Below are 14,962 nucleotides of genomic sequence, written 5' to 3'. Positions count from 1 at the left end.
AGACAGCCAGTTAATCTTCAGTTTGATGCTTACTAATTAACTGACTAACTAGCCAAGTGTGTTTATTAATTATTTGAGCTACTTAGATATTAATCAGTTGTACCACTCAAAATCATATTTTATTACTATTTTTAAGAAGGTGTTTTATTAAGTGTCTGAAAAACCTCCATCATTACAGCTTCTCTGGATACATTTCCACGTAGATCCGTTGAAGAGCTTCACACATTTGTCCTGTATGTCGTAGATAATCATGCCTTCTTTAGGATCTTTTACAGAATCATTAACCAGATCAGGTGTTGTGCTTACGTGTAATACCCTTGTGATTACAAAGCCTTTGTCTTTTGATTCTAAGACGATGTGCCCATTTGGTACGCTTTCTGGCCAGCCTGTTAGCTTGGTTTGGTTGGTGATACCTACTTTCGTTGGTGTACCTGCCACAGAAAAATCTCCGGGCTTCACACAGTAAGAGCATTTTTCTACTACTGATATGTTATCCAGGCTCCAGTCATCACCATTAGCAGCAGATGCTCTGAAAGTAAGTGCGGCAGATGAAGATCCCAAATAAGGAATATTAAGTGTAAACGTTTTGTATGTAAACCCGCTGACAGCCGAAGTTCCAAATGTTACAAAATCGCTGGTTGCTCCACCATAAAGCGCCATAGTTACATTGCTGCTGTTTCTTAATGTACCATTATTGATCGTCGCATATACAACACCATCCAGAAGTATATCCAAAGAGGCTATACCGCCTGATGCCTGATTGTAATCCTGCGTTCCTAATTCTAATGTAAGTGAAACAGTATTGTTGGAAATCCTGTCCAGATTATGCAAGGTCTGAGACAACACTTTGTTGGTCACATTCTCACTGTACATTTTGGCTTTTCCGGATTCATATATCCAATCGATATCGCCTGTCCAGCCTGTAAGGTTTGTAGCAAAAGTACCGTTGGTCACATATTCTGTATTACAAGGTATGGCGTTGCAGGCACTTACTGCACTATTTTGTGAGCTTCCGATTCCCTGTCCCTGGTCATTTCCTACATCGGTCGTGCCTCCTGCGTTCACTATTTTTGGAACACCCTGTGCATCAACACAGGTTCCGTTGGCACATAGGTTTTGGTTAGAAGCTGTAGAACCAGTACCTACTACAACGGTTCCGCCAGCGGTAACCAGCTGTGCTGTCGTCACTCTCTCATCTCCTTCCAGTGCATCTACACAACCGTCATTGTCCGAATCCAGATCCAGGTGATCATTGATGCCGTCTCCGTCCGTATCAAAGAAGATAGGAATAGTACAAGGGTTATCAAAACCTATGGTATTAGCATTTCCATTAGATCCTGTGGAGCCGGTATATCCGAAAGTAGCTGTTGTTTTTCCTCCAAGGATGGTTTCAATTGAGTTGGCACCTGAGGTTGGGAAGATGTAGCTGGTCACTTCAGCACCGTCAAAGTTATAAGACAGTCTTCTGATAGAAGCGTTCCAATAAACCACCACATCATGCCAAAGTCCGTCATCAATTGTGCCGTCCCCAAGCTGTCCGTCTCCGGCAAGCTTTCCTGCACCAATCCATCCCGCGGTTGTTCTGATGCTTCCGTGATCAAAGCTCGGGTCACAGTTCTGCCCGTTAGCTACATCATTGTTACAAGAATTAACAAAAGTATCAAGCTCCAGTGCAATACCGTTGGCTATGCCTCTGGCTCCGAGTCCTTGTCCGCTTACTCCTATGGCGTTGGTCCCCAAGGGATCGTTGTGGAACACCATGGCTATACCATCCGCATCAGAAAACTTTGCTTTCATAGAAAGGATAAAGCTGTTGGCAAAATCAATTTTTCCGTAGGACCATGCCTGTCCCTGCTGGTTGGTCGTATTCGTCAATCTGAACTGGTACTGAGGTCCGTTTGCAGGATTGGAATTGCTGGATGCAACCGTGCTGCCATTTGATTTAAATACTGTATTAGGGTTGCCATCGAAGCCGTTTTCTATACAATCCGGGATACCGTCATTATCATCATCCAGGTCACAGATATCGCCGATGCCGTCTCCGTCAGAATCCTTTCCTCCACAATTATAAGCGTCGGTATCTGTTGCCGTATTGTTTCCCGGTGTAGGATCTGAAGAAGTGCTTGCCGGCGGAGTTACTGTCACAGTATTGGTAAGATTACCAATGTATGCCATAGGTACATTGATAGTAACCGTATAAGTAATCGTAGATCCTACAGGAAGACCTACCACGTCATTAAGAGCACCTGTTTGCAGGCCGGTAATGCTGGTAGTCGCACCGCCAGTAAGCACCGGTACCGAATAAGACATATTTGCAGCAGGGATACCCGCTGGCAAAAGATCTGAAACCGTAGCGCCAAGCACACCATATGGCCCGCTGGCATTGCTTACTACAATAGTATAGGTGTTGATTGTTCCCGGGATATAGGACGTCTTGCCATCTGTTTTGGTAACACTCAGATCGGCAGGGAAAGTGATAATTGCATCAGGACAGTTGGCTCCGTCATTTCCGAAAGCTTTGATGGATGTGGAAATCTTGACTGCCGTACCGGTTGTTTTATCAAACTGGTAAAAGCCTGAGCCTGTGTTATCTTCATTCCCGAAGATATCCCCATTAGAGTCTATATACATCGCTCCAAATGTAGATCCGGCCGGAAGATTACTTGTTGGTAAGTTGGTAACAGTACCTGCAGTAGCAGAAGTAAGATTGATAGAGATCAGCCTGTCTGTCCCGGCAGCACCTTCGTAGCCAAAAAACTTACCGGTTGATTGATCGTAAACAAGATCATTAACCTGTATGGTTCTGGAAAGTACAATCTCCGTTGCAACTTTTGTGGTTACATTGATCTTGTAAAACTTATCGGTACCGTATCTGCTGGTGTATAGGTTTCCGGCATTATCAAATGTACCGTTGTTATACCCTGTGTTCGGCAATGTATTGATGATACCCAGATCTGTCATTGTACCATTGGCATCGATCTTTATCAAACGGTTATCGCCGGCTGCTACGGAGTAGATCCCATACATATACTTATCCACCGTGTTATAACCAATCCCATTGACTGTATAACCTGCGGGGGATGTCCCTACAGAAGTGATGGTAAAAGGGTTGGTGGTGTTGTTCAGCGTATATAATGTAGTTGGTCCTCCGGCAGGGTATTGCGATAAGTAGAAGTTGCTGTTACAAGTGAATGGTGTAAAACAAGTTGAAAACTCAGGGTCTGCAGTCGTATAGTACGATACTGTAACTTTTGCTGCTACAGGGTTAGGGCAACCTCCTTGATAAAACGCATAATAAACACCGGGACCTACTGCAGATGGATTGCTAACCTGCGTACCAGGAGCCTGGTTATTGGTAGTGTACCAAGCCAATGTAAGACCTGTAGGTACGGCTCCTATATGAGCATTTGCCAAATTAACCGTCGTAGTTGGGCACATTTTCAGGTCTTTTACAGCTGGAGCTGTATTAGCACCACAAACCTGTACAGCATTGGTATCAAAGTGAAAAATGTTGTCTGTCACTTCAGTTGTACTACCATCACCCATACTACCGTTTATTCTATGTCCAGCATAGCCAAAGTTAGCTACACATTCTTTTAATACCATTGTAGTATGGCCGCCGGATTCAACAGCAATAATGCCCGAGTTTGTGTAAGACCCCTCAAAACTGACAGGCATACCCGGATTAACTGCAGTAAAACCGTTATTACTTGACTGAACGCCTCTGCCCAGGTCATAACCCGATTCTGTACCCCAATTGTAAAGTTGTTTTGCATTATTGATCACATTGATAAATCCACTCACGTTGTCATTCTCGTTTGGAGATATCCATTTTATATCGTTCATTGGCGTACCGGATGCGCTTCCGTAGCGGGGCTGCACCCAGTTATTACTGCTGGTTGTGCTCCAATCGCCTATCTGTCCGTAAGAATTAGATCCTAATGCATATAGACTTCCGTTTTCATATAAAACATAATAAGTTGTTCTATCAGTCGCCACAGGCTCCACATAACCGTAACAAACTCCAATCATTTTAATGGGGCCGCTACCTCCCGGCAAGGTCATTGGGGTGGCTTTGGTATTAGCGGCTGATGCGCCATTTCCGTCTCCTAACCAGGTAGTATGACCCCAGGTCCATAGTTTACCTGCATTGTCCAATGCAATAACAGCATTGCCTGAAGTACGTGTAGCTACTATACCGGTAAGGGGCCCGCCTGTATTTTTTTGCACCTGGTACCATGTAGTGTTCCCGACCCCATTGGTACTACTTGCAGTACCATTTCCACGCATTGCCGCGCTGGTAGAATGGGCTAAAACATATACATTACCGGCACAGGTAGTAATGGCCAGCCCACCGGTTTTGGACGACAAAGCTGTTCCCGGAAAAGCAGTCATCATTTTTACCTGAGATGCAGATACACCTACCGGCAAACCTATACTTAACTGCTGAAAAGAGCTACTGCTTGTGAGGCTATTGTCAACAACCAGGTCTTCCTTTCCCCATGCCCAAAGCTTACCATCGTCAGTAAGAAGGATAAATTGAACATAGTTCTGATGCGAACTTGCCATCGCTAACTTCAGGGGAGTACCCGTAAGGCCAGGATAATTACCTGCATTAATTGGGGTAGGCACCAGCCAAGCATTGACTCCGTCAGCTTTTGTCATCTCTCCCCAAATTTTAAGAGTACCATCTATATCGCGCACTGCCGATGAGTGCCAGGCTGACACATAGTTATCATACTCCAGATTAAGTGCACTTGAAGAGTTGTAGCCAAAATTACTGTAATCTGAGCAGCCTTGTGAACTATAACAGGTGCCTTGTGCCTGCAAATATGTATAGCTTGTCAGAAGCAACAAGGCTAAAAAAAAGTTTTTTATCATAGTGTTTATAATTGAAAAAAAGAATTAATACAGAACATACCGTATGTTTCGCTCGGAACAAGTGTTGTGTTCCGCCCGAGACATACGGTGTGTTCCGCCCGGAACAGATAGCCTGTTCCGGCTATGGTCTTACTGTACAGTCAGTATCTTGTCAAAGCTGGCCATGCGAGGCTCTTTCAGCATTTGTGTTCCGGAGAACTGTGTCAGTACCTCCAGGGTATAGGTACCGGATGCCAGATCGGGTATTACGATAATGAGCTCCGAGGGATTGTTGGTCACCATATCGTTGCTTTCTACCACGACTCTCTCCTGTGTAGTGGTATTCACAAAAAAGACCCCGTTGTTTGGATTATCACCCGCCACTTTTATTTTATTGCCGGAGATCTTCAGGTTACGACCCGGCGTAATAAGATCATTCACAGAACCACTCTTGACATCGGTCACCTGTAGGATAGAGCAGGCACTGTCTGCAATGCCCAGTATGCTTACTTCTATATTGGGGATCTCTGCTCTTAGCTTTTCTCCCTGGTTAAACTGGAACAGGATGTTGTGCTTGTCGCTGCTAAAGGTTTCCGAAGGGCTGTCAAAAACCCCGCGGATCTGAGTTCCTGCAGTAAAATAGCCTGTGTTGACAGAAAAGCCATCGCACAGCTGGTAAGCCATTTCTTTCAAAAACAGGGTAGTGGCATGTTCCATAGCAGCGGCAGATACGTCTGCTCCGCCTCTGTTGACTGCGGTTTCGCAGATCTGTTTAACATTCAGCGATCGCTCGCTTACAGTGCGTGCGATATAATCATTGGGATTGTCCTTTGTAAGGAGGTTCTCATAGAGATAGGCTTGATCTTGTGTAATACTGCCATAATTCATCTGGTGTTTAAGTGTTATTTGTTCATCATTCTACCAAGCCTCTGCGCACTCCAATAATGATTACGTTTATTTTGACGGAGCGCGTTTCAGGATGGCCTGGATAGGATTTGGGTTTTAAATTTGTGTTGTAGGTGTTTTTCATTATTTCACCAACCCTCTGCGCTCTCCAATAATGATTACTTTATTTTGACGGAGAGCGCTTCGGAATGGCTTGGATAATTATGAAATTTGTGTTTTATAAGACTGGTGTTGCAAAGCACATCTAGCAAGAAGGAGGTGCTCTGCCCGAATGATAAGAGCCTGTGTTATCCGGAAAAGATATACCTTGGTAGCGGAAGGTAGGAGAGGTAGCGCATACAAACAACAGCATGAAATAAGCTTTTTCTGCCATGCCGGCTGCCCGCCAATGAAAATCTACGTTGCAGGCTAATAATGATCTGCCTGATGAGGCTGAAAATGAAGTGTCATTATCATAAGGACTGCTGTTGATCTTTATTTCCTGGCGATCAGAAGCATTATCTGCTGTTTTACCCTTATCTTCGGATGATTCGGTACGCTCTGTCCGGCTTTTAACTATTTTTTTCTTGTTATAAGACTTTTCACATGGTATGATTTCGTTTTCAATACTACATTTCTCATCTGCTATATTATTACCATCGGATTGCTTTTCATTTTGTATGGACATGACAGCACCCTCACTGATGGTAATATATTCCATCCCTGTAATAACTGTCTGTGCATATAATGTTTGTGCAGAATATAGAAAGAATAACAATAGGAGGCTTTTCCAAAAAGATTTTGGAAAACCGGAGCTGCTCGATATTGTTTTTGGATATGTCATTTGTATAACAAAAACATCAACAAAAGAGAATGGAAGTAGGTAACCGGGCTATAATAATTTAGATTAAGAAAAGCATAATAGCCCGATGTGTACTCTACTGAGTAAGCTCAGTAAGATCACTTGTGTCTGTGTTTGTGCTGCAAAGAGAATAATAAATGCCATATAGCCAAAAAAACGCTCTACCTTATATGTACCTGATGTGAATTTTTGCGATATATGAAAGTGATAACCGATTATATATTTTATAATCCTAAAGAAAAATGTTATGTTTGATGAAGGTCAAAAACCCCTTGTGAATAAGGGGTTAAGCTTTATGGGTATGTAAAGGGTATATAAATATTGATTGTTTTGTATTATGATTGTGGCTGTTTTTCTTCCATAGAATCAAAATTACAGGAAAAGTAATTCTTTGTATCATGGAAGTAGTTTTAACGATCAAATAACAACTTCATTAATAAAAACATCTAATTATGGTAAAAATTCTATCCAAAATCACAGCGCTATCCATAGGTGCGTTGTTTTTCTCCAATGCGTATGGCCAAGTTACAATACTTGGAAATGGTCTCCAACCCAGCAATGTTTCTAATACCGGCGCTGTTGTGGGAAGCTTTCAAAACTCCAGTTTTCTGTGGACACCTGAAAACGGGCTTGTAAACATGGGGGATATCTCTAATGGCTCATCTTACTCCGGAGATGCGGACATAACGGCTGACGGAACAAAAGCAGCCTTTACCAGCACCAATCCAGCGACTAACCTAAATGAGTTTACCCTCTATGATATAGCTACTAAAACCCCAACCTATCTGGGCGGAGGTAGTGATGCTTTTGATGGCACAACAGGCAGTGCATTTGCAATGTCCAGTAATGGTAACTATATTGTAGGCAGAGGATATAAAGGAACTCCTACTGTTTCTACACCCGTAAAATGGGAAAACGGAACAGGAATTACAGAGCTGCAAACTACTTCTCCGCAGGGCGGGGGCGCTAATGGCATTAGTCTGGACGGTAATGTGATAGGCGGGTTTCTTAATTCTCAATTCGGAGAGGTAATGGGTGCGGTCTGGAAAAATGGTACCCCAACTCTGATAACTGATAATGACGGTATGCCAATGACGTACGTGACAAAGGTATCCGATGATGGTAACTGGGCAATCGCTAACAGCTATGATCAATCGGCTGTTATCTGGAATGAAACTGCCGGAGCTACAAAAATACCCCCAATAAATGTAACAACCGATATGTATACAGGCTATCCTACAGGAATCAATGCGGACGGAAGTAAAGTGGTTGGTTATTACAGAGACGCTTTCAGCCCTTCTTTTGGTACCAATGAAAGCTTCTTCTGGACCCCTTCCGGTGGGAGTGTCCTGCTTAGTCAATATGTAACCAGTTTGGGACTGGATACGCAGGGTGTTAATTTTATTCTCCCAACGGATATTTCTCCTAATGGGAAATATATTGTAGGATGGGGAACAAAAGATGGAAAACTTTTAGGTTTCCGTATAGAGCTGCCCGATACAGAAATGGCGGTTAACAGCAGTAATAGAAAACAAGTTTCCGCTTATCCTAATCCTGTAAAAGACGTACTGAACATCTCCGGAGCTTCCACTATTTCTGATGTGGAAATATATGATATCTCAGGTAAGAAAGTTTCGGAGGTAAAAGATGTGAAAAACAGACAACTGAACATCCATTACCTTCCTAAAGGAAGCTACTTGCTGAAAGGTTTATTCGACCAACAGCAGCGTACTTTAAAAATTATTAAAGAATAAAAAAACAGGCTTCATCTATATGGAGCCTGTTTTTTTACAGTTTATCTATCCAGATATAGATATCTTCATCGGAAGGAATGTTCAGTCTCTTCCTGATACGGTTCTTACGGTTTTGAACAGATTTAATTGCAGTAAATGTATAAGTCGCAATTTCTTTGGTTGAAAAATTCAGTTTGAGGTAAGCACAAAAAGCTAGTTCTGAATTAAGAAGATCTGGATAAGTCATCTGAAGCCTATTACAAAAATCCGGATAAACCTCTTTGAAACGTCCCAAAAATGCAGGGTCATTATTTTTGGCAAGAGATACAATCTCGTCAAAAGAATCATTGACCTTAGATTGCAGCTTTTCAAGTTCTTTTGTCTTTTCTTCAATGATGTTTTTCTTTTCCTGACGGGATTTTTTTTCCTTAGTATAGTTTCTAAAAATATATAAAGACAATAAGGATATAAAAAGCAGAATTATAATAATACCTCCTATGATCCAATACAGGCGCTTCTGCTGTGATGCATTTTCTTCCTGCAAATCTTCTTTAATATCTTTGTTGGCTAAGGCTGCACCTTGTTGATTAATAACATTAAGACTATCGGATAAATGAGAATACTTTTTAGCATAGATCAGGGCATTTTCCTTATCTCCTGATTTATCATACATCTCGGTGAGTGTTTGATAGATTGATTTTAAATCCAATGCATCCCCGAATTTAGCCGATATTGCCTCTGCTTGTTTATAGTAATAAAATGCACTGTCCCAATTATTCTTTTCACGGTGTATTTGTGCTAAAGTCTGGAAGACACCAGATTTTGTTTTATCATCTATTTGCTTTTGTTTTGCCACTTTATGTGAATAGAACAATGCCGAGTCTAATTTTTTTGCTTCAAAAAAACTAATGCTCATATTAATATAAGCAGCATTCAATAAGGTCGTTCTATCCGTATTATTCTTTAATTGCTTATACTGAACTGCTGATTTTTTCAGGTAAAGCATTACAGAGTCCTCAGGCATCTTCAATTGAATATAAAGTGCAGCTTTGAGATCAAAAGCTTTCCCTAAAAACCGGAATTTTTTGTCATTATCATTTACCTTAAGTGCTAAGAGCATTGATTTGTTAATCGCTACCTGTGCATCATCATATAAGCCTAAATTGGTAAAAGCAAAAGCTTTGTTTTGAAGCGCAGAGACTTTATATTTTATATTGTCAGGGTTCTTTAGCGGTAGATTCTCTATTTTCTCAAAATAGGGAATAGCACTTTTATACTGTGCTTTCAACATATACCAATTGTTTATTTGCAATAAAGAGCGGTACATCCCTTTTTCATAATGAATCTTTTCGGATTCTTTAAACAAGTTATTAAGGAAACTTATATTTTGTTTCAGGTTAAAATTATTTGTTTTCTCATTAGATGTAATGAGAGAGTCTATTTGTTTTGGTGTATAATGGTTCTGGGCCGACAAAAATGGATAGAAGAATAAGGCAGAAAATAATATGATACTATGCCGAATCAGCATAATATTATTTAAAGATACTTTGTTTTTCAAATCATTTGTTATTAAGTATTCGATGCAAAAATAGAATATATTTAAATATTAATTTAATATTACGATAAATATCTACAAGCTTTTAAATTATTAATAAATATTTTACTGTTTATAATGATTATGTTAAGAGCAATTATAAAATCATACTCAGCTGGATCCTTTTTCTTGCTTCGTCTACTTCTGTAACCTTAACCTGGACGTGCTGATGCAGCTTTACTACTTCATTTACATCGGATACAAAGCCATCTTTCAATTGAGAAATATGAACCAAACCGCTTTCCTTGATTCCCAAATCCACAAAACATCCGAAAGCAGTAATATTATTGACAATTCCCGGTAGGATCATCCCGGGTTTTACATCTTTGATGGATTTTACATTGGGGTCGAATTCAAAAACCTTCGCTCCTTTTCTTGGGTCTAATCCCGGTTTTTCTAATTCTTTCAGAATGTCTTTGATTCCTAGGATTCCGATATCATTAGTTACATATTTTTCAGGATTGATGGAAGCTATTTTCTCTTTATTCGAAATTAAATCTTCAGTTTTTAAGCCGAGATCTTTTGCCATTTTTTCAACCGTTTTGTAAGCTTCCGGATGAACGGCTGAATTATCCAAAGGATTTTTCGCATTCTTGATTCTAACAAAAGCAGCGGCTTGCTGATAAGCCTTTTCTCCAAGTCTTGGAACTTTCTTCAGATCTTTTCTTTCGGTGAAAGCGCCATTTTCTGTTCGGAAATTAACAATATTCTCCGCCATTTTTTCTCCGATTCCGGAAACGTAACTTAATAATGATTTACTAGCTGTATTCAGATTAATTCCAACCGAATTGACGGAACGAATTACAGTATTGTCCAGCTCTTCTTTTAGTTTGGTTTGATCCACATCATATTGGTATTGTCCGACGCCAATAGATTTAGGATCGATTTTTACTAATTCTGCCAAAGGATCGGCCAATCGTCTTCCAATGGACACAGCACCACGAACGGTCACATCATAATTTGGAAATTCATCCCGCGCGATTTTACTGGCTGAATAGACCGATGCACCTGCTTCTGAAACCACAAACACCTGAATCGGCTTATCAAATGCAATTTTCTTGATGAAGAATTCGGTTTCCCGGCTGGCTGTCCCGTTTCCGATAGAGATGGCTTCAATATTATAAGCATTAACCATAGAACGAATTTTTTTCATCGCCATTCCAGTTTCGTTTTGCGGAGCGTGCGGATAGATATTCTCGTTGTGCAAAAGATCACCTTTTTCATCAAGGCAAACGACTTTGCAACCGGTTCTGTAACCGGGATCAATGGCTAAAATCCTTTTTTCTCCCAAAGGTGAAGCGAGAAGTAATTGTTGAAGATTCTCAGAGAAAACCTCAATCGCTTTGATATCTGCTTTTTCTTTGGCTTCCTGAAGCGCTTCATTGGAAAGAGCCGGCTCTAACAATCGTTTGTAAGAATCGGCTATTGCTAATTCTATTTGTTTTGAAGATGAATTATTACTTTTGATAATAGCATTTCCTATCAGGTCAAGCGCTTCATCTTTTTCGATATCAACAGACGTTTTTACAAAACCCTCATTCTCTGCACGGAGCATTGCCAGCAGACGGTGCGATGGAATCCTGTTCAAAGCTTCCCGCCATTCGAAATATTGTGAGAATTTCTGAGCTGTTTCCTCATCTTTTTTTGCTTTGACCACTTTAGAAGAAATAACTGCTTTTCTCTGGAATAATCTTCGAAGATTTTTACGAACATAAAGATTTTCATTAATCCATTCCGCAATAATATCTCTTGCACCTTGCAAAGCTTCATCTTCATCGGCAACATTTTGATTAACATATTTTGAAGCGATAAAATCGATATCGTCAGAACGTTGGCTCATAATAATCTTGGCCAAAGGTTCCAGTCCTTTTTCTCTTGCTGTATCGGCTTTTGTCTTTTTCCGTTTTTTGTAGGGCAGATAAAAATCTTCCACTTCCTGAAGGTCAAAACTTTGTTCTATCTTTTGCTTCAATTCAGACGTCAAAGCATTTTGTTCATCGATGGATTTCAGGATACTTTCTTTTCTTTTGATGATGTCTTCAAACTGCTTATTCAGCTTGAAAATATTTTCAATTGCGACCTCGTCCAGATTGCCTGTTTTATCTTTTCTGTAACGTGCAATGAAAGGGATGGTACAATCTTCGGAGAAAAGCTGAAGCGTACTGTCTATATTTTTGGTAGGGATATTTAGTTGCTTTTGTATAAAGTCTGAAGCCTTCATTTCTTGATTTTGAACAGCGAAAATAGTGTTTTTTAGCTGTTAATAATCGAAAATTAAATAAATCAGGAAGCAATATTATTTTCTGCGTTTTTTCTTTTCTCTTAATAAAGTGATGAAAAGCATTGCGATTAAAATGATCGGTCCAAATAATTCTAATCCGAATGAACCAAAAATAGTTAGCGTTGACATAATTGAATATTTAGCCAAAGCTAAAATGATTTAGTCATTCGGTTTTAGGTAGAAATACGGATTTTGTAAAAAATATAGATTTGATGACTTAATTCAATATTGAATCAGAAAAAATAGGAAGCTGTTTTTCATCATCGAATCCGGTAATAATGACTCTGTATTGCTTTGCAGAATCATTATTGTAAAATTCTACTTTTGCTGATTGGTTTAAAGGTAATTTTGGATTCCAATACAGATTAATTCGGCTATCGATCAGCTTTTCCAGAGAATCATTACTGTAAATAATGTTTTTGTAAAAGTCTGGCTTATCATAACCTTTCAATATGAAAAATTTAAGTCCAGTCATCGATTTCATAACTTCGTCGGAACCTGTGTTTCCATTTTTAGTATAAATTAAAATGGCGCCATTCGAATTACCAAATCCACCAAAGAAATCATCTTTCACAACCTTGATCATTGCAATATTCGAAATATTAAAACCTCTTAGGATCTCCAATTCCGTTTTGACTTCATCCAGATAGATATCCACTTTTTTATTTCTCATCAGAACATCTACATCTGCGCCATCCCTTTGAATCTGAAGTCCGGCAACCCGACCTTCCAGCCACAATAGAATATCGGGAGAACCAGTTGCTAAAGACTTATCGTTCACAAAGTCAAAAATGGTTTCTGATGCACTTTGAAACATCGGACTACTGAGTTCGTCATTCAGTTTTTCTGTTGGTGATTGTTTTTTTGCAATCAGTTTTACTTCTTCTATATCGGTTACTTTTTCATTCAGTTTTTTTTGAAACTGACTGTTTTCTATGGCAAGGGAAGCTTCGGAAGTAAGAGCATCATTTGAATTTCGTTTTACTAGAATAAAATCACTCTGCGGTAATTCTTTTTTCAAAGGAACAAATGAAACTTTCGGAATAATAACAGCATCCGGATTATCAGCATTTAATTGATAATAAATCTTCTGAGGTTCATAAAAAGCCATATTTTTCAGGCTAAGGTCACCATTGTTATCTGTTATAACAGTCAATAATTTTGAACCCGATTTATCACCTTCAAACATCAGATTGATATTGGTATTTTTTACAGGAGCGCCATTGGAAGTGATTCTGACATTATATGAAATATATTTTTCAGGTTGATTTTTGATGACTGGAAATTTACCGGAGATAATATCCTTCCAATTGAAACGCTTCCACTTTTCAGAAATCAATAATGCATCCAGTGCATCCGTATTCCTGTTATCGGAAAAATATTGAACCGGCTGTTCAATCGTATCCGTGAAATCTCCTGTGAGCCAGAATGCGCTTAAGATATTTTCTTTTTGATTAAATTTTGATTGGTCATAAACTGCAACCGATGCATCAAAAATATTGCTGTCTGATTTTATATCAAATGAGTTTAAACTTTTAGGATTTAAATTCTTTGAAATCGATTGCACTACTGGTTTTAAAAAATTCAGTTTTTGAGGCTGAATAAAACAAAGTCTTTGAGCAACCACATTTTCCTTTTCATCGAACAAAGTAAACTGAAGAATGCCGTTAATTAATTGATTAGTCGGAATCGAGAAAACTTCATCATTGGAATTTTTCCTGATGCGGGCTTTGTAAACGAAACGGTTTCCAATAGTTGCTATGATTTTATAATAACCGGATTCATCAACAATGTTGTTAGATTTAATTTGATATTCGATTTTGTCAGCTAAGCTTTTCACTTGGAGATTAATTCCACTTTCAGCAACTTGTGGCAAATCTATCTTTTGATTTTTTCCATTATTATCTGTAATGACTACCTGATATTGTTTATCTTTCTGTGGCGTCATAGAGAATGATCCTACATTCTGATCAAAGCTTTCAAAATCAGCAAGATGAACATTGGGTTTATCTTTATCAATTACATAACCGTTCCAGTTTTTTGGTAAAGTTCCCCCGGATTGTAAACGAACAGCAATTTTAGTATCAATACCGGCAACAAAAGTTCCACTTTCCGGAAAGACAGAAACTGACCAATCTGCATTATCATTTTTGATTAATTTCTCGGGAGAATTGGGGTTATAAACAGCAAACGATTTCATAAACTGAAAGTCTTCACTAAAATTCGTCATCCAGATTGTGTAAGCTCTTACATAATAGATATTTTCTTTCAGATTGTCTGCTAATTGAAAATTACCATTTCCTTCACTATTATAAAATGGAAGCATTTTTTTATCAATCAGTTTTTTGCTGCTGTCATACAGCTCTACAAAAAGTGTTGTGGAAACATTGGACTTGCTGTAACCGTCAAATACAAAAGCTTTGAACCAAATATTATCTCCTGCAGCATAGCTATTCTTATCAAACATCAGATACACTTTTTCCTGGGGAAAGTTTTTATCCATATTTTGAATGGCTTGCTCGGCTTTATCCTGTGAAAAACCAGATAGCGAGAGAAACAGAAAAAATGCAAAAATACTTTTGCAAACAAATCTTTTGGAAAAATATAGCATTATGTTATGATTACTTCATAAAATAAAAATACAAATGTTATATGGTCTAAAATGTATTTTCACTTTGATTAACGCAATTTTATAACAGATTAAAATTTGCTTAATTCTTGTCATAAAATAAAAATGTCTGAATAAA

General features: G+C 39.0%; 7 protein-coding genes. 1 reads left to right on the top strand and 6 read right to left on the bottom strand.

Annotated elements, in window-relative coordinates; genetic code table 11:
* Positions 1-147: 147 nt before the first annotated feature.
* The 3 genes from AC5P2S_RS13545 to AC5P2S_RS13535 all read right to left on the bottom strand — a co-directional run bounded on the left by AC5P2S_RS13545 (position 148) and on the right by AC5P2S_RS13535 (position 6,589).
* Positions 148-4,881: a DUF6923 family protein gene (locus tag AC5P2S_RS13545; RefSeq protein ID WP_494555234.1), complete on the bottom strand. Its 4,734-nt coding sequence runs from the start codon at positions 4,879-4,881 to the stop codon at positions 148-150.
* A gap of 129 nt (positions 4,882-5,010) precedes the next feature.
* Positions 5,011-5,748 carry a DNA-binding domain-containing protein gene (locus AC5P2S_RS13540; protein ID WP_494555233.1) on the bottom strand — a complete coding sequence of 246 codons (738 nt, stop codon included), beginning with the start codon at positions 5,746-5,748 and terminating at the stop codon, positions 5,011-5,013.
* 262 nt (positions 5,749-6,010) lie between these two features.
* Positions 6,011-6,589: a hypothetical protein gene (locus tag AC5P2S_RS13535; RefSeq protein WP_494555232.1), complete on the bottom strand. Its 579-nt coding sequence runs from the start codon at positions 6,587-6,589 to the stop codon at positions 6,011-6,013.
* A gap of 470 nt (positions 6,590-7,059) precedes the next feature.
* Between AC5P2S_RS13535 and AC5P2S_RS13530 the strand changes: the two genes are divergently transcribed.
* On the top strand, positions 7,060-8,361 hold the full coding sequence (locus AC5P2S_RS13530) for a T9SS type A sorting domain-containing protein (RefSeq protein WP_494555231.1): 1,302 nt from the start codon (positions 7,060-7,062) through the stop codon (positions 8,359-8,361).
* Between the two features lie 34 nt (positions 8,362-8,395).
* On the opposite strand, the gene AC5P2S_RS13525 is transcribed toward AC5P2S_RS13530, so the two are convergent.
* From AC5P2S_RS13525 to AC5P2S_RS13515, 3 genes are all read right to left on the bottom strand, one after another.
* Positions 8,396-9,631 (bottom strand): tetratricopeptide repeat protein, encoded by a 1,236-nt coding sequence (locus AC5P2S_RS13525; RefSeq protein ID WP_494555230.1) that lies wholly within the window; start codon positions 9,629-9,631, stop codon positions 8,396-8,398.
* A 400-nt stretch (positions 9,632-10,031) separates the two neighbouring features.
* The gene (locus AC5P2S_RS13520; protein WP_494555229.1) at positions 10,032-12,155 is read right to left on the bottom strand and encodes a Tex family protein; all 2,124 of its coding nucleotides are present in this window, start codon (positions 12,153-12,155) and stop codon (positions 10,032-10,034) included.
* Positions 12,156-12,432: 277 nt separating this feature from the next.
* Entirely contained in the window at positions 12,433-14,718 is a 2,286-nt protein-coding gene (locus tag AC5P2S_RS13515) for a hypothetical protein (protein ID WP_494555228.1), read from the bottom strand.
* Between the last annotated feature and the right edge of the window lie 244 nt (positions 14,719-14,962).

It is taken from the genome of Epilithonimonas sp. 33E (assembly GCF_059372615.1).
The sequence above is the reverse complement of the archived record's forward strand: the minus strand, read 5'-3'. Positions and strand labels throughout refer to the sequence as shown.

Excerpts from the sequence above, each read along its gene's own strand:
- AC5P2S_RS13545 (WP_494555234.1), bottom strand. The coding sequence starts at position 4,881 with ATGATAAAAAACTTTTTTTTAGCCTTGTTGCTTCTGACAAGCTATACA.
- AC5P2S_RS13520 (WP_494555229.1), bottom strand. The coding sequence starts at position 12,155 with ATGAAGGCTTCAGACTTTATACAAAAGCAACTAAATATCCCTACCAAA.
- AC5P2S_RS13525 (WP_494555230.1), bottom strand. The coding sequence starts at position 9,631 with ATGTTGAAAGCACAGTATAAAAGTGCTATTCCCTATTTTGAGAAAATA.
- AC5P2S_RS13530 (WP_494555231.1), top strand. The coding sequence starts at position 7,060 with ATGGTAAAAATTCTATCCAAAATCACAGCGCTATCCATAGGTGCGTTG.
- AC5P2S_RS13540 (WP_494555233.1), bottom strand. The coding sequence starts at position 5,748 with ATGAATTATGGCAGTATTACACAAGATCAAGCCTATCTCTATGAGAAC.
- AC5P2S_RS13535 (WP_494555232.1), bottom strand. The coding sequence starts at position 6,589 with ATGACATATCCAAAAACAATATCGAGCAGCTCCGGTTTTCCAAAATCT.
- AC5P2S_RS13515 (WP_494555228.1), bottom strand. The coding sequence starts at position 14,718 with ATGGATAAAAACTTTCCCCAGGAAAAAGTGTATCTGATGTTTGATAAG.